The sequence below is a fragment of the Flavobacterium sinopsychrotolerans genome, assembly GCF_900110375.1.
In the GTDB taxonomy this organism is placed as follows: Bacteria; Bacteroidota; Bacteroidia; order Flavobacteriales; family Flavobacteriaceae; genus Flavobacterium; species Flavobacterium sinopsychrotolerans.
This window is the reverse complement of the sequence record NZ_FODN01000002.1, coordinates 141,005-157,333: the sequence shown is the minus strand read 5'-3', so window position 1 is coordinate 157,333 and position 16,329 is coordinate 141,005. Positions and strand designations below refer to the sequence as shown.

Sequence of the window (16,329 nt, the reverse complement as noted above, 5' to 3'; positions counted from 1 at the left end):
AGTAAAATTGCGTAATTAATTGAATTAAATCTCTCGAAAAACAATGTCATTTCTGCATTTTGATACTTACCATTTCAAATATAAAATTCATACAAAAATTAATATCTTTCAAGCTAAAACCCTGATTTTTTATTTACTTTTGTGTACAAAATTCCCACAATGAAGCTTAAAGTCCTACTGCTGTTTATTTTATTTCACCAATGTGTTGTTGTTTTTTCTCAAGAAACAAATCCAAACTCATCCAATAAAATTTTATTGGAAGATAAAAATGGTCATTTAATTCAAACTTTGGATGAGCAAAACGAGTTTTTGAAAATTCGGGAAGAAAAAAGGAAAAAAGAAATCCTGAATTTAAAAAAAGTAAATCTGAATTTGAAAACAACAGCTACACAACAAGCTGTAGAAATGTGTACCAATGGAAGCTTCGAACAATATGAAACTATCAGTGGAAGTAGTTCTCTCAAGAATTTTCTTTATACCATAGGTGATCCTCCTGGACCAACGCAATGCCGCTCTATTACCAATACCGCCAATTCATACATCAATCGGCATGACCCTAATAATATGAATATTATGGCAACGGGAATTTCTTCAAATTTAGTTGATCCCTATATGGGAGATATTAAAGCATTTGATCAATATGCTCTTAAAATTAATTATGAAAACTCATCTACTTATGGTTCTATTGTTCAAGGCAAAAGGTTTAAAACCAATAATGAAAATTATCTAAAATTCAACTACAAAGCAGTATTACAAAGTGTATATGACAATAGCCATACTGATAATCAAGCATTTGTAAAAGCACGAATTTTAGATAAAAACGGGGTTGTCGTAAATGAATTTTGTTTGGTGGGTGACGAAAAAAATTGCATTTTCACTAAAGTTCCGAGTCAAACTTCTTCTTATGTTACTCTATATACTGCCAATTGGCAATCTGGACTATTAGACATTTCTTCTATACCTAATAATGAAGAATTTACCGTTGAATTTATGGCTTCAAGATGTGGATTGGGTGGACATTTTGGGTATATGTATGTAGATGATATTTGCTTATTACATTCTGCAGAAAATTTACAAGGATCAGTAGAACTAGACCCATTGAATAAAGTTTGTCCTAGTTTACCAATTTCTGTATGTGGAAATTATACCGTTCCTAATTCGGGTGGGATTTCTGCAACGGTAAAAAAAATCACTTTAAATGTATATAACAGTAGCAACGTATCTGTTTATAACACCTCTACAACCTCAAGCTTAGACACCACAAATAAAAAGTTTTGTTTCACCCTGAATGCTGCTGATTTTACAAATAGCACCAATGCCAATTATAATGTTGGAGTACTAGTAGATTATGATATTTCTGGAACTTCTTGTACGGGAACTACATTTAATTCGGCGACAGATCCTGACGCAAATCCAGGCTGGGATATTTCTTTTTTAAATTGTACTTCAAGTTGCGCTATTAATGTAACGACTGCAAAAATATCTCAATGTGATGCAAATCGTGACGGAAGCGAAAATTTTGATTTATCAAAATTAAATTCTTTGTTGGTAACTTCAACTACAGGTTTAAATTTTAATTATTACAAAAATTACAATGATGCAGAAGCTAACTTGAATGCAATTGCCAATTTTACAAGTTATCCAAGTTCTAGCACTTCTATTTTTGTTAGAGTGAGTAAAGATGCCACTTGCTACAAAATAATTTCTGCAAGTTTAGAGGTAAAAAATCCAACGGCAAATATTACAGGTATTCTAAATGTTTGTTCAGGAAGCACTGTATTAACAGCTTCTTCAGGATCATCCTATCTATGGAGTACAGGAGGTACTTCGCAAAGCATAATAGTAACTTCTACAGGAAATTATTCTGTTACTGTTACTGATTCTTTTGGATGTAGTAGCGATGCTAGTGTTTCTATAGAACCTAGCCAAACTGCTGTTTCACCAATTTTGCAAATCACTCAACCCTCCTGTTTTTCTACCACAGGAAGTATAAAAGTAACTTCAACTGCATCACAATATAGTTTTGATGATGGTTCAACTTGGAGTACAAACGATACAAAGAGTAATTTGTATCCCGGAACGTATTTAGTGAAAATAAAAACCATAAATGGATGTACTTCTTATTCTCAAAGTGTAACCATTACAGCTGTCTCAACTTCATATCCAAATTATAACTATACCAATCCTTTATTTTGTGGGGATGTAGGCAGTATTACTATTACGACGCCATCTGCATATTATAGTTTTGATGATGGTGTAACTTGGGTAAATTATGCTACTGCAACCAATCTTTCTCCAGGGAATTATAAAATTCGCACAAAAGATTTACAAGGTTGCATTTCTTCGGCTAACAATGTACTTATTAGTAGTAATACGCTAGAAACTCCAACTTATACTTTGGTACACCCTGCATGTAATGTAGCTGGGAGTATCACCATTAATACTATTTCAGATTTTTATACTTTTGATGGAGGTACAACATGGGTGACGAGCAACACAACGAACAATTTAAACTCAGGAAGCTATTCGTTAGGGATTAAAAACGCTTTAGGTTGTACCTCCTATTATACTTATGTTTATTTAAATGATTTTAAATATTTATATCCTGAATATACTACTGTGCAACCGGTTTGTGGCAGCAATGGAAGCATCACTATTACTACAGTTTCAGATTTTTATAGTTTTGATAATGGTGCAACTTGGACTACCAATAATGTAGCAGATTTACCTTATGGGAATTATCAAATAAAAGTAAAAAATAGTGCGGGATGTATTAGCGCTGCTAATTATGTTTATTTGTACCAACCCTACTTGTATTCACCAATTATTAGCATCGAACAGCCAACCTGTGGTGTAAACGGAAAAATCACGATTAATTCTCTATCAGATTTTTATAGCTTTGACAATGGTGCAACTTGGACAACCCTCAATACTAAATCATTACCTCCAGGAGTTTACACAATAATTATAAAAAACAGTATTGGTTGTACTTCCTATCCAACGGGTGTTTATTTAAATAATCCAAATATAGCCGCACCAACTTATACTGTTATTCAGCCAACATGTACTACTGCAGGTAGTATTACAATAAATACAATTGCAGATTTTTACAGCTTTGATGGAGGTTATACTTGGGGAACCTCTTCTTCCCTATCAAATATTAATTCTTATGGATATTACAATATTTCTATAAAAAACAGTTTAGGATGCATATCAAATAGTATAAATATTTCGATTAATAATCCTAGTCTTCCAGATCCCGATTATATCGTTACAAATCCAAGTTGCGGAAATATTGGCAATATTACATTCAACAGCACCGCAGATTACTATAGTATAGATTATGGTACAACCTGGAGTACAAATCCTATCTTTAATAATTTAAGCACAGGATATTACTATCTAATGATAAAAAAGGCGAATTGTTCATCCCGATATATTTCTGTTTATTTGGATTCTGCACATTTAGCATCACCAAAATACACAATAGTAGAACCCGCTTGTGGAACAAAAGGCAGTATTACAATCACTACCACTGCTGATTTTTACAGTATAGATGGTCAAACTTGGGTTACAAGTCCTATTTTTTCAAATCTTTCTTCAGGATATTATTACCCATATATAAAAAATACTCAAGGTTGTGTTTCGAACTCGAATTCTGCAAATCTTCAAACTTTTTATCTTCCTACTCCTACTTTTACAACAACACAACCCACTTGTGGAAACGGAGGAAGTATAACTTTTACAACTACTGCAACAGAATACAGTATAGATGGAGGTAATACATGGAGCACCAATCCTACATTTACCAATCTTAATTCTAGCTCTTATTATTTGGTAGTAAAAAATGCTTCTGGATGTACTTCTTATTCTTATAACACCTATGCTACATTAAATTCATATTATTTACCTAATCCTGATTTTACATTGGTTCAACCAACCTGTGGTATCAATGGAAGCATCGCTATTGCAACAGTTGCCGCTTCATATAGTTTTGATGGTGGTAATACTTGGTCAACAAACCCTACCCTCTCTGGACTAACGTCGGGATATTACAATATTGTTATAAAAAATGCAACTGGCTGCAAATCTTATGGCATATCGATATACATTAACCCTTTTTATCTTCCGAATCCAAATGTAAAAGTGATACAACCTAGTTGTGGAAATGGAGGAAGTATTACCATCACTACTCCTGCTGATCAATATAGTTTTGATGGAGGTACAACTTGGACTACCAATCCTATTTTATTAAATCCTGCATCATCATCCTATATTATTGTTATCAAAAATACGACTGGTTGCAAATCACAGTCACAATATTTCTACATTAATAAATATTACTTACCCTCACCAAATATAACTTCCATTCAGCCAACTTGTAGTTCTCCTTCTGGGACTATAATAATAAATACTACTGCAGATCAATACAGTTTTGATAATGGTGTAACTTGGACCACAAATCCTATAAAGAAAAATCTAACTGGTGGTTCTTATAATATAGTAATAAAAAACACATTAGGTTGTATCTCATACGGCAGTTATATCTATATTAGCTCACCACCCGCAGTTCCAGCTGCACCTGTTGTTCAGATTGTTCAACCTTCTTCTTGCGGAGCAACTGATGGTAGCATTACCATAGCAACAACTGCTATAAGCTATAGTTTTAACGATGGAAACAGCTGGACCACAAACCCAACAAAAATAAATGTAGGGGCTGGTACGTATATTATTAAAATCAAAACAAATTCTTATAGTTGCGAATCATCAACAACAGTTGTAAATTTAAGTTCGGGCACTACAATTGCCGCTCCTACTTATACTTCAACTCAGCCAAACTGTAGCTCTGCAAAAGGCTCTATTACAATTACTACAAGTGCTACAACATATAGTTATGACAATGGATTAACCTACTTTTTTTCCAATACAAAAACGGATCTTTCCCCAGGAATTTATTACATAAAAATTAAAAATTTAGCTGGTTGTGTTTCAGATGCTGCCACAGTCACTATTTCACCATTATCAGCGCTTCCTGCACCTGCCTACAAAGCAAGCCAACCAGATTGCACCAACTTTACAGGATCACTAACCATCGATACCGTAGCCGATTTTTACAGCTTTGATAACGGAATCACATTTGGTACATCAAATACAAAATCTAATGTATCACCCGGAACTTATAATTTAATGATTAAATATAATTCCGGCTGTATTTCCCTGAGTGCACCCATTACTATAGATTCTGCTCCTACAATTCCAGCAGCACCACAAGTTGTAGTTACAGACCCTACTGGTTGTGGCTCATCTACAGGAAGTATTATGGTTTCTACTGTTGCAAATCTATATAGTTTTGATGATGGTGTAACTTGGAATACGAGCAATACTGCTAGTTTATCTCCTGGAAATTATTTAATCCGAATAAAATATACAAATGGTTGCCCTTCGATTGCCTATGCTGCAACCATCAATACACCTCCAAACGCACCTTCAACTCCAATCTTAAACGTTTCTCAACCTGTGAGTTGTAGTAATCCGTTTGGTTCAATTTCCATTACAAGTGCCGCTTACCAGTATAGTTTTGACAATGGCGCAAATTATTCGACCAATCCAATTTCAGGAAATTTAGCAGCTGGAACCTATTTAGTTCGGATTAAAAATAGTAGCGATTGCGAGTCTGTAGCATTATCTGTAAAAATTAATCCTCCAACTGATTATCCAGTAAATCCTTCATTTATAACTATTCAGCCAGACTGTAATAATCTTAAAGGGACTATTATAATTACCGATATTGCCGCAGAATATAGTTTTGACAATGGAGTTACTTGGAAAACAAATACAATGCAATCAAATCTTGACCCTGGAACATATCATATAAAAGTAAAAAACAGCATTGGTTGTATTTCAAATGCTACCACAGCTACACTAATTCCTTTTACAAATTTTACTCCGAAACCTACATTAACAAATCCTCAAATCTTCTGTATCCAACAAAATTCAACTTTAAGTTCAATTGCAATTACGGGTCAAAATATAAAATGGTATGACGCTCTAACAAATGGAACACTTTTATCAGACACAACTCCATTACAAAACGGAATCACTTATTATCCCTCGCAAACTACTAATAGTTGTGAAAGCGAAAGAATTCCAGTTCTTATAAACATCCAAAATACACCTGCTCCAACTGGAAATGTAAATCAAAGTTTTTGTACGACTCAAAATCCTACGGTAAGTTCAATTGTAATTTCGGGTAACTACATAAAATGGTATAATAGTCTTGGATTTCTTTTGTCTAGTTCAACTCCTTTACAAGATGGGATAACATATTATGCTTCGCAAACAGAAAACAACTGCGAAAGTCTTAATAAACTAGCTGTTACTATTTCGCTAATAAACACTTTACCCGCAAATAATTATGCTGAATTATTTTGTGATGATTTGAATGACGGATCCGAGAAAGTGAATCTATCAGTTTACGATTCTAAGTTAATTTCAAATACTTCAGGATATACTTTTTCTTATTATTCGACTTTTTCAGGTGCAGAAAATCAATTGACAGGTAATCAAATCAATAATTTTTCAAATTACAACTTAACTTTAGGCGACAACAAAATTTACGTTCGCATCAATTCAAATACCCCTTGTTATGCCATTGTTGAATTGAAATTAACCCTTGTATCGAAACCAATTATTACAATTCCTGATGTTGTTCCCATTTGTGAAAACAATTCCATTACTATTGATGCCGGATTAGGTTTCGATACTTATTTGTGGTCAACAGGTGCAACGACATCTACGATAGTTGTTGCAAATCCAGGAATTTATTCTGTTAACGTTACTACTAATTACAGTACAATTTCATGTTCGACTACTAAGAATTTTGAAGTACGAAAATCAAACGTTGCCAATATAAATTCTGTAGAGACGAAAGATTGGAGCGACGATCAGAATACAATCACCGTTTTTGCATCCGGAGAAGGCGATTACGAATATTCAATTGACGGTATTCATTTTCAGGATAGCAATCAATTTTCGGCATTATATAGTGGTGAATATACCGTACATGTCAGAGATAAAAATGGTTGCGGAACCGCCACAGATGAAGTCTTTTTATTAATGTATCCAAGATACTTCACCCCAAACGGTGATGGTTTCAACGACACTTGGAATATTAAATTTTCAGACTTGGAAACCAACTTGACTGTAAAAATATTTGACCGTTATGGAAAATTAATCAAAGAATTAATCCAAAATAACGATTGGAACGGAACCATGAATGGACACGAACTTCCATCCGATGATTATTGGTTTGTAGCAACCAGAACTGATAGAAATGAATATAAAGGCCATTTTAGTTTGAAGCGATAACAAATTATCAAAATTTATGTTCTTTTTTGCTTACCATCAACAACGAAAATAAAGAGATACAGGCTGCCGTACTTAAATAAAACCCAACATAGGTTAAACTATACTGAGTTGCTAACCAAATCGCAATCATAGGTGCAAAAGCGGCTCCAATAATTCCTGCCAAGTTAAATGCCAAAGAAGTTCCTGAATAACGAACATTAGTAGGAAAGAGCTCCGATAAAAAAGTCCCCAAAGGACCATAAGTAAACCCCATCAAAGCCATTCCAACACATAAAAACAAAGTAACAAGAACTGAACTGCCGGAATTCAAGAAAAAAGAAAATGCAAAACCAAAAATAGCAATCGCAATTGTTGCGTAAATAAGCATTTTTCTTCTGCCAATGCGATCCGCAAATAAAGCCGAAACAGGAATAAAAAGTGCAAAAAACAATACCGAAAACAATTGCATCAATAGAAAATCTCTTTTGGAATAACCCAAATCAGAAGTTGCCCAGCTAAGTGTAAAAACCGTCATGAGATAAAAAACCAAGAAAGTAGTAATCGCTGCAAATGTGCCAAAAATCAGTTGGTTTTTATAAAATTTTAGTAAAGTAAAAAATGGGATTTTAACTTCTTCTTTCTCTTTTTTAGCGTTTTCGAAAGCAGGAGTTTCGGTGATTTTTAATCGGATATAAAAACCTACGACAACCAATAATGAACTCGCTATAAACGGAATTCTCCATCCATAATCAAGAAAATCTTCGGAAGTCAGTGTATCGGTCAAAATCAAGAAAGTACCACCCGAAAGCAGCAAACCTATTGGCGCTCCAAGTTGCGGAAACATTCCGTACCACGCTCGCTTATTAGGTGGAGCATTTTCGATAGCCAGTAATACCGCTCCACCCCATTCACCACCTAAACCAACTCCTTGACCAAAGCGACACAACATCAATAATAAAGGAGCTGTAATTCCAATACTGGCATAACTTGGTAAAAAACCAATACAAACTGTTGAAATCCCCATCGTTAATAACGCAATTACTAAAGTGGTTTTTCGGCTAATTTTGTCTCCATAATGACCAAAGACCGCAGAACCTAAAGGTCTGGAAAGAAAAGCAATCGAAAATGTCGCTAAGGATAACAAAACGGAATTAGTACTATCTGTTGAAGGAAAAAACAATTGAGGAAAAACTAAAACTGCAGCATTAGCATAAATATAAAAATCAAAAAATTCTATAGTGGTTCCAATTAAACTGCCAAAAAGAACATGTTTTAATGAGTTTTCATTGGAATGCTTTAAATTATCTTTCATAAAATTGTTAATTTTTCTTGATAAAAATGACACTATTTTTCGAAAGTAACAAATATTATAGTTCCAATTATTATTGGTAAATTAGCAACATATAAAACTTTATTATGCCAACCGACTGTATCAGCTATCAGAATTCAGGATATTTCTCTTCTTTGATGAATGATTATTTAGAAAAAAAAACAAAATTACAATCCTTATACAACCGATTTCCAACACTTGAGAACTTTGAAGCACAAATTCAAGAAAAGCAGTTAAACTTCAATGAGAACGGTACTCTTAAAAGACAAATATTAGTTTCCTCATTAGAAAAACAATATTCAAAAGTTGAAACTTCGGTTTTGACCAAACAAAATATTGAAGATTTAAATAACCCAAATACATTCACTGTTACAACAGGACATCAGTTAAATTTGTTCAGCGGACCTTTATATTTTTTGTATAAAATCATTTCGACAATTAATTTGACAACCGAATTAAAAGCGAAATATCCAACGTATAATTTTGTACCCATTTACTGGATGGCGACCGAAGACCATGATTTTGAAGAAATCAATTATTTCAACTTTAAAGGTAAAAAATTCCGTTGGAACAAAGAAAGCACAGGTCCTGTTGGGCGCTTGTCAACTGAAGGTTTAGCTGAATTTCTTGAAGTATATACTTTGGAATTAGGCTCCAGTACAAATGCAGATACGCTAAAAAAACTGTTTGAAGATTCCTATCTCAATCACGATAATTTAGCCGATGCTACTAGATTTCTGGCTAATGCGCTTTTTGGCGCGTATGGTTTGGTTATTTTGGATGCCGATAATGCTGACTTAAAACGCAACTTTATCCCTTTTATAAAAGAAGAATTGCTACAACAATCCTCCCATAAATTAGTTTTGGAAACTGCTGAAAAATTAAAAGAGTATACAGTTCAGGTAAATCCTCGTGAAATCAATTTGTTTTATATCGAAGATGATTTACGAGAACGTATCATCTTTGAAAACGATAGATACAAAGTAAATCATACAAAAATTGAGTTTTCTGAAACAGAAATTCTAATATTATTAGAAAATCATCCGGAGAAATTCAGTCCAAACGTGATTATGCGTCCATTATATCAGGAAGGGATTTTACCTAATCTTTGCTACATTGGCGGAGGCGGAGAAATTGCCTATTGGTTAGAGCTAAAATCTTTTTTTGCTGCTGCAAAAGTAACTTTTCCAATCCTATTGCTTAGGAATTCTGTACTATTGGCAACCGAAAAGCAAGCTAAAAAAGTAGATAAACTAGATTTGAACTGGGAAGATTTATTTTCGAAACAGGCGAATTTAGTAACTACTAAAACCAAAGAATTGTCAGATTTCCCAATCGATTTAACGCATCTAAAAAACCAATTGCAAAAACAATTTCAGGAGCTTTATGATGTAGCGAACAAAACCGACGAATCTTTCCTTGGAGCTGTAAAAGCGCAAGAAACCAAACAAATAAAAGGATTAGAAAATCTGGAGAAACGTTTACTGAAAGCACAAAAAAGAAAACTGAGTGATGTTTTACAACGCATAACTGAGTTGCAAAACGAATTATTCCCTAACCAAAGTTTACAGGAACGCCAAACTAATTTTTCGGAATTTTATTTGGAATTCGGTGAAAATCTGATTCCAACATTGGTCAAACAACTCAAACCATTGGACAATAAATTTGATATTATTGTACTTTAATTAGATAACTGTTATTTGAATGCCGAATTTGTAAAAATAATCAATAAAAAAATCCTATTTTTGCACAAAATTTAAAAAATAAAAGATGGCTACTAATAGAACATTTACAATGATTAAGCCTGATGCTGTTGCTAACGGACACATCGGAAACATACTTTCAATGATTACAAATGCAGGTTTCAAAATCGTTTCTTTGAAATTAACACAATTAACTGTTGCTGATGCACAAGCTTTTTACGAAGTACACGCTGCAAGACCTTTCTACGGTGAATTAGTTGAATTCATGTCAAGAGGACCAATTGTTGCTGCTATTTTAGAAAAAGACAATGCAGTAGAAGATTTCAGAACTTTAATTGGTGCTACAAACCCAGCTGAAGCTGCTGAAGGAACTATCCGTAAAGCATACGCAACTTCTATTGGAGAAAATGCAGTTCACGGTTCTGATAGCGATGAAAATGCAGCTATCGAAGGTGCTTTCCATTTTGCTGGAAGAGAGCAGTTCTAGTATTCAGTTTCAGTCGCAATTGACAGTTACGAATTATAATAAATTAGAAAATCCCGTTTCAAAATTGAAACGGGATTTTTTTATATCAAAAATCTGAAATCTAAAATCGTTAATCAACAATCTAAAATCACTACCTCAAAACCACATCTTTCAACACATCACGTCTTAATTCCTCATTAATCATCGCCACAATTTTAGACTTTCCGTGACTTAATTCTTCACGCAAAACAGACGAAGTCAACTCAACATACAACGTACTTCCTTTCAAAACCACATTATTCGTATAACTGTTCACACCATTACCCATTAGATTTTTCCACGCATCTTTCACGTCAATTTGATCCATTCCGGGTTGCAGTTTATTCACGTGAATAATTTGTTTCAAAACATCCCCTATCGTACTCTGATTATTTAGTCGTTTTGCCATCGCCCAGTAAATTTATTGGTGTTGCTTTCTTGTAATGATATTCTGTTTTTTCCTTGTTCAACAGTACTAATTCTTCCGCTGATACAGCAATCAACTCCTCACTCCACTTCATATAAGGCGTAGAATAATCTAAAAAAACTTTGTCATCCACAAATCGAAACGTTACGTTTTCATACGTATCATTCACTAAAAAAGTTCCGTCTAATTGCGGCATCACTTTCTTCCGAATCCCTTTATTATTCTTTATTTCAAAATAATCATACACTTCATTCATCCCGTATTCCTTATCCTTTATGGAATCAAAAACAACCTTCTCCACTTCCCAATACCCGTTTATTTTCGAAATATCTTCTGGCTTAATCTTTTGCTGACAAGCCACAAAAAGAAATGCTAAAAATAGAATGCTAACTGTTTTTTTCATAATACTAATTATTTTTAGGAGCTGTTTCCTGCTTTTCGCTTCAATCTTTTTATACGCTGAAAAAGCGTCTAAAAAGGATTTACGCTGCAATCAGGGCTGGAGAATTCGATATAAATCACGTTTGTTCTAATTACAAAGTTACTCTTATTAAATTCAAAGAAAACAAAAATAGTGGAAACACATTAAACTATTTTCTATATTTTTGGTCTTAAAGGAATTAGAAATAAATCAGTAGCAAAATGTCAAAAATAATCTATAGTGTCCTTATATTATTATCATTTTGTAGTAGCTGCAGTTCAGATACTGCTGAACCAACTCCTACTCCCACTCCTGCAGAAACACTCTATTTCCCGCATTTGACTAGTTCAACTTGGGAAACAAAATCAATTGCAAGTTTAGGTTGGAAACAAACCGCCGTGCAACCATTATTAGATTATTTGGCACTCAAAAATTCTAAATCTTTCATCATTCTTGTAAATGGAAGAATCGTAATGGAAAATTATTTCAACGGCCATGACGCTAATGCTTTTTGGTATTGGGCAAGCGCTGGTAAAACGCTGACCTCAACAGTAACAGGAATTGCACAACAAGAAAGCCTAATCAACATTAACAATAAAGTTTCGCAATACATAGGAACCGGTTGGACGAGTTTGCCTTTAGCTAAAGAAAACTTGATTACAAACAAACATCTACTCAACATGACTTCCGGATTAGATGACAGCACGGATGATGTTGATCCAATAAACCTAAAATACAAAGCCGATGCAGGAACGCGTTGGGCGTACCATAATGTATATGTAAAATTACAGGATGTGATTGCTCAAGCCAGCGGTCAAAACTGGAATACCTATTTCAACACCAAATTAAAAGATAAAATAGGAATGGATGGCGCATGGTTTCAATTAGGCAATAATTCTGTTTATGGAAGTAACACTCGCTCCATGGCGCGTTTCGCCTTGTTAATCTACAACAAAGGAAAATGGGAAAGCAATACCATAGTGAATGAGAACTATTTAAATGAAGCTACAAACACTTCACAAAATATAAATCTGGGTTACGGCTATTTATGGTGGCTAAACGGAAAACTAAGTTATCATTTACCACAAAGCCAACTGCAGTTCAATGGTAGTTTAATACCAACAGCTCCTGCCGATATGTATATGGCACTGGGGAAAAACGATCAAAAAATCTATGTTATTCCAAGCAAGAAAATGGTCGTTATCCGAATGGGCGATGTTGCAAATCCAGACAATCCAACGTTTACCTTATCCGATTTTGATGAAACGTTATGGCAAAAAATTAGTGCTTTATACCAATAAACCTACTTGCTTTTCAAACTTTTCGTAAAACCCAAAACAAAGGAAACCAAACCTATTATCAGTAAAAAATAATAAAAACCAAGACTTTTATCTCGGACAAGATTTGCCAATATAAATGAAATGATGCTTACTAAATAAAGATACATCGGAGGTGTATTTTTTAAAGAAGAGAAATCCATTCTAATTATTATTTAAAAAAACTATCTACAAACTCATATTTATTAAAAACCTGCAAATCTTCAATTCCTTCGCCTACACCAATATATTTTACAGGAATTTGAAATTGATCGGAGATTCCAATCACAACACCACCTTTTGCAGTTCCGTCTAGTTTAGTAACAGCCAAACAAGTAACTTCAGTAGCCGCTGTAAATTGTTTCGCTTGTTCAAAAGCATTCTGACCGGTTGATCCATCCAAAACCAATAACACATCATGTGGCGCGTCTCCAACAACTTTTTGCATCACTCGTTTTACTTTGGTCAATTCATTCATCAAATTAATTTTATTATGCAAACGACCTGCAGTATCAATAATAACAATATCTGCATTTTGAGCCACTGCTGATTGCAAGGTATCAAAAGCCACCGAAGCCGGATCACTTCCCATATCTTGACGAACAATAGGAACGCCTACTCTATCCGCCCAAATTTGCAACTGATCGATTGCTGCTGCTCGAAAAGTATCGGCTGCACCAAGAACCACATTATAACCTTGTTTTTTAAATTGATACGCTAATTTACCAATGGTAGTTGTTTTACCAACACCATTAACACCAACTACCATTAAAACATAGGGTTTTGTCTGAATTGGAATTAAAAACTCAGTACCCTCACCAGAATTAGTCTCTGATAATAAAGCAGCAATTTCTTCTCTTAGAATTTGATTGAGTTCTTCTATTCCCATATATTTATCTGAAGCAACACGACTCTCTATTCTTGTAATAATTTTCAGAGTCGTATTGACACCAACATCTGATGCAACAAGAATTTCTTCTAAATTATCTAAGACTTCATCATCCACTTTTGACTTTCCGGCAACAGCTTTCGTTAACTTCGAAAGGAAATTTGTTTTTGATTTTTCAAGACCTTTGTCTAATGTTTCTTTTTTCTCTGATGAAAATATTCTTTTGAAAAAACTCATTGTATAAATAGTATTAAGAATGAAGTATTTAAGTCCGAAGAACCAATACGTTTTCTAATGGTAAATATAGAAAATAAAAAAGCTACTTCCGAATGAAAGTAGCTTTTCTATATAATGCTAATTGAATATTATTTCTTTTTCAAGAATTCATCAACTGATTCCGGAGTCATAATAGATTCTACGAATGTATATGCACCTGTTTTAGGAGACTTCACCATTTTGATGGCTTTTGATAATCTCTTAGAAGCTGTCTGTAACGTTGCTACTGTTTTCTTTGCCATGACTAATAATTATTTAATTTCTTTATGAACAGTTACACGCTTCAAGATTGGATTAAATTTTTTAATCTCTAATCTGTCCGGAGTATTCTTTTTGTTCTTTGTTGTTATGTATCTTGAAGTTCCTGCAACACCTGATGTTTTGTGTTCAGTACATTCTAAAATTACCTGGATTCTATTACCTTTCTTTGCCATCTTGCTATTTTTTTATTTTGGAAGGGATTATTTAATAAATCCTTCTGACTGTGCTTTTTTCAAAACCGCAGCGATTCCATTTTTATTAATTGTTTTTATCGTAGATGCAGCTACTCTTAGAGTAATCCATCTATCTTCTTCTGGAAGATAAAAACGCTTTTTAACTAAGTTTACAGAAAATTTTCTCTTAGTTTTGTTCATAGCGTGAGAAACGTTATTTCCTACCATCGCTCTTTTACCTGTAAGGTCACAAACTCTTGACATTATACTTATCTTTTATCGTTATTCAAAATCAGGGTGCAAAGAAAAGAAAAATAAACCTATTAACCAACAATATTATCGTACATTTTTTAAAATTTCTTTCTGTAATAGTTCCAAACTTTTATTTACCGCTCTATCTATCACTTTTTCACGGGGTTGACCAAAATTAAATTCTTCAACAATTATTTCATTTGGAGTAGCCAATGCAATAAAAACTGTTCCAATTTCTGCATTTGAGTCCCCTTTTGACGGTCCGGCATTTCCTGTTGTCGCAATTGCATAATCAGTTTTCATCATCGCTTTCACATTCAAAGCCATCGCTGAAACCACTTCTCGGCTCACGACAGAATATTCACTTATCAGACTTTCAGGAATACCCAAAACATCAATTTTAACCTCCGTTGCATAGGAAATCACACTTCCTTTAAAATATTTTGAAGAACCTGAAACTGATGTTAAAACTTCCGCAATCTTACCTCCTGTACAACTTTCGGCAGTCGAAATAGTTTTGTTTTGTTTTCCCAGCAGCTTTCCTACTACCACTTCAATAGTTTCATCATCATCAAAACCCACAATGATATCATGAATTATTGCATCTAGTAATTTTACATTTTCTTCAATTGCAGCTTCTAGTTTTTCTTTATCGATACCCCGTGCAGAAAGCCTTAAACGAACTCTTCCTGGTGCGGGTAAATATGCCAATTTAATGAATTCAGGAAGGTTGTTTTCCCAGTCTTCTATACGTTCCGCCACCAGACTTTCGCCTTGTCCGTACGTGAGAATTGTTTTATGGATAATATAAGGACGCTTGTATTCCCGAACTACTTTCGGTATGATTTCATGCTCCACTAGATATTTCATTTCGTAAGGAACTCCGGGAAGTGATACAAAAACGGTGTTTTCCTTTTTCATCCACATTCCTGGCGCTGTACCCACCTGATTGTGAAGCACCATACATTTTGACGGAACGAGTGCCTGGTCTCTATTAATTTGTGATGCTGTTCTGTTCATCACACGCTCAATGAGCTCGATGACATGCTTTTCTACTGCTTTATCAACGATTAATTCATCTTCAAAATAATCACAAAAAGTTTTCTTGGTAACATCATCTTTCGTTGGTCCTAAACCACCCGTTATAATAACCAAATCGACTTTGTTTTGAAGCGACGCAAACGTATCTAAAATATGCTTTTTGTCATCGCTTATTGAAATCATTTCGCTAATTTCAACACCAATTTTATCTAATGATTTGGCAATAAAACACGAATTCGTATCGACAATTTGACCTATTAAAATTTCGTCACCAATCGTAACTATGGTTGCTTTCATTTTTCTAGTGCTATTTATTTTGTGAGATTGTAATCTAAAAAAGGATTGTGTAAATTAGTACATTCCAGTTTTTTTTGCGTGAGGTATAAAA

12 protein-coding genes are annotated in these 16,329 nt (G+C 34.0%); 4 read left to right on the top strand and 8 right to left on the bottom strand.

Features of this window, described 5'->3' with window-relative positions; translation table 11 throughout:
* Positions 1 to 159: 159 nt before the first annotated feature.
* The gene (locus BMX64_RS04970; RefSeq protein ID WP_091166761.1) at positions 160 to 7,368 is read left to right on the top strand and encodes a T9SS type B sorting domain-containing protein; all 7,209 of its coding nucleotides are present in this window, start codon (positions 160 to 162) and stop codon (positions 7,366 to 7,368) included.
* A gap of 7 nt (positions 7,369 to 7,375) precedes the next feature.
* Here BMX64_RS04970 and BMX64_RS04965 read toward each other — a convergent pair whose 3' ends face one another.
* Positions 7,376 to 8,659, bottom strand: coding sequence for an MFS transporter (locus BMX64_RS04965; RefSeq protein ID WP_091166758.1), 1,284 nt, complete (start codon positions 8,657 to 8,659; stop codon positions 7,376 to 7,378).
* A 104-nt stretch (positions 8,660 to 8,763) separates the two neighbouring features.
* Here BMX64_RS04965 and bshC point away from each other — a divergent pair, with 104 nt between their 5' ends.
* Together bshC and BMX64_RS04955 are read left to right on the top strand one after the other, a co-directional pair.
* Positions 8,764 to 10,362 (top strand): bacillithiol biosynthesis cysteine-adding enzyme BshC, encoded by a 1,599-nt coding sequence (gene bshC, locus BMX64_RS04960; RefSeq protein WP_091166756.1) that lies wholly within the window; start codon positions 8,764 to 8,766, stop codon positions 10,360 to 10,362.
* A gap of 85 nt (positions 10,363 to 10,447) precedes the next feature.
* Entirely contained in the window at positions 10,448 to 10,867 is a 420-nt protein-coding gene (locus BMX64_RS04955) for a nucleoside-diphosphate kinase (protein ID WP_091166755.1), read from the top strand.
* 130 nt (positions 10,868 to 10,997) lie between these two features.
* Here the strand turns inward: BMX64_RS04955 and BMX64_RS04950 are convergent, their stop codons facing one another.
* Both BMX64_RS04950 and BMX64_RS04945 read right to left on the bottom strand, forming a co-directional pair.
* Positions 10,998 to 11,294: a DciA family protein gene (locus BMX64_RS04950; protein WP_091166752.1), complete on the bottom strand. Its 297-nt coding sequence runs from the start codon at positions 11,292 to 11,294 to the stop codon at positions 10,998 to 11,000.
* Positions 11,275 to 11,715 carry a lipocalin family protein gene (locus BMX64_RS04945; protein ID WP_091168988.1) on the bottom strand — a complete coding sequence of 147 codons (441 nt, stop codon included), beginning with the start codon at positions 11,713 to 11,715 and terminating at the stop codon, positions 11,275 to 11,277. Before BMX64_RS04945 ends, BMX64_RS04950 begins: the two co-directional genes overlap by 20 nt.
* Positions 11,716 to 11,954: 239 nt before the next feature.
* Between BMX64_RS04945 and BMX64_RS04940 the strand changes: the two genes are divergently transcribed.
* Positions 11,955 to 13,034 carry a serine hydrolase domain-containing protein gene (locus tag BMX64_RS04940; RefSeq protein WP_091166750.1) on the top strand — a complete coding sequence of 360 codons (1,080 nt, stop codon included), beginning with the start codon at positions 11,955 to 11,957 and terminating at the stop codon, positions 13,032 to 13,034.
* A gap of 187 nt (positions 13,035 to 13,221) precedes the next feature.
* On the opposite strand, the gene ftsY is transcribed toward BMX64_RS04940, so the two are convergent.
* The 5 genes from ftsY to BMX64_RS04915 all read right to left on the bottom strand — a co-directional run bounded on the left by ftsY (position 13,222) and on the right by BMX64_RS04915 (position 16,238).
* Positions 13,222 to 14,175, bottom strand: coding sequence for a signal recognition particle-docking protein FtsY (gene ftsY, locus BMX64_RS04935; protein WP_091166749.1), 954 nt, complete (start codon positions 14,173 to 14,175; stop codon positions 13,222 to 13,224).
* 128 nt (positions 14,176 to 14,303) lie between these two features.
* Positions 14,304 to 14,456 carry a DUF4295 domain-containing protein gene (locus BMX64_RS04930; RefSeq protein ID WP_072675716.1) on the bottom strand — a complete coding sequence of 51 codons (153 nt, stop codon included), beginning with the start codon at positions 14,454 to 14,456 and terminating at the stop codon, positions 14,304 to 14,306.
* A gap of 9 nt (positions 14,457 to 14,465) precedes the next feature.
* Entirely contained in the window at positions 14,466 to 14,648 is a 183-nt protein-coding gene (gene rpmG / locus BMX64_RS04925) for a 50S ribosomal protein L33 (protein ID WP_017495179.1), read from the bottom strand.
* A gap of 27 nt (positions 14,649 to 14,675) precedes the next feature.
* The gene (gene rpmB, locus BMX64_RS04920) at positions 14,676 to 14,912 is read right to left on the bottom strand and encodes a 50S ribosomal protein L28 (protein ID WP_024980263.1); all 237 of its coding nucleotides are present in this window, start codon (positions 14,910 to 14,912) and stop codon (positions 14,676 to 14,678) included.
* A 72-nt stretch (positions 14,913 to 14,984) separates the two neighbouring features.
* Entirely contained in the window at positions 14,985 to 16,238 is a 1,254-nt protein-coding gene (locus BMX64_RS04915) for a CinA family nicotinamide mononucleotide deamidase-related protein (protein ID WP_091166747.1), read from the bottom strand.
* Positions 16,239 to 16,329 lie beyond the last annotated feature (91 nt).

Bases quoted from the DNA above. Each gene is read 5' to 3' on its own strand.
- bshC (WP_091166756.1), top strand. From the start codon at position 8,764: ATGCCAACCGACTGTATCAGCTATCAGAATTCAGGATATTTCTCTTCT.
- BMX64_RS04950 (WP_091166752.1), bottom strand. From the start codon at position 11,294: ATGGCAAAACGACTAAATAATCAGAGTACGATAGGGGATGTTTTGAAA.
- BMX64_RS04955 (WP_091166755.1), top strand. From the start codon at position 10,448: ATGGCTACTAATAGAACATTTACAATGATTAAGCCTGATGCTGTTGCT.
- BMX64_RS04970 (WP_091166761.1), top strand. From the start codon at position 160: ATGAAGCTTAAAGTCCTACTGCTGTTTATTTTATTTCACCAATGTGTT.
- rpmB (WP_024980263.1), bottom strand. From the start codon at position 14,912: ATGTCAAGAGTTTGTGACCTTACAGGTAAAAGAGCGATGGTAGGAAAT.
- rpmG (WP_017495179.1), bottom strand. From the start codon at position 14,648: ATGGCAAAGAAAGGTAATAGAATCCAGGTAATTTTAGAATGTACTGAA.
- ftsY (WP_091166749.1), bottom strand. From the start codon at position 14,175: ATGAGTTTTTTCAAAAGAATATTTTCATCAGAGAAAAAAGAAACATTA.
- BMX64_RS04930 (WP_072675716.1), bottom strand. From the start codon at position 14,456: ATGGCAAAGAAAACAGTAGCAACGTTACAGACAGCTTCTAAGAGATTA.
- BMX64_RS04965 (WP_091166758.1), bottom strand. From the start codon at position 8,659: ATGAAAGATAATTTAAAGCATTCCAATGAAAACTCATTAAAACATGTT.
- BMX64_RS04945 (WP_091168988.1), bottom strand. From the start codon at position 11,715: ATGAAAAAAACAGTTAGCATTCTATTTTTAGCATTTCTTTTTGTGGCT.
- BMX64_RS04915 (WP_091166747.1), bottom strand. From the start codon at position 16,238: ATGAAAGCAACCATAGTTACGATTGGTGACGAAATTTTAATAGGTCAA.
- BMX64_RS04940 (WP_091166750.1), top strand. From the start codon at position 11,955: ATGTCAAAAATAATCTATAGTGTCCTTATATTATTATCATTTTGTAGT.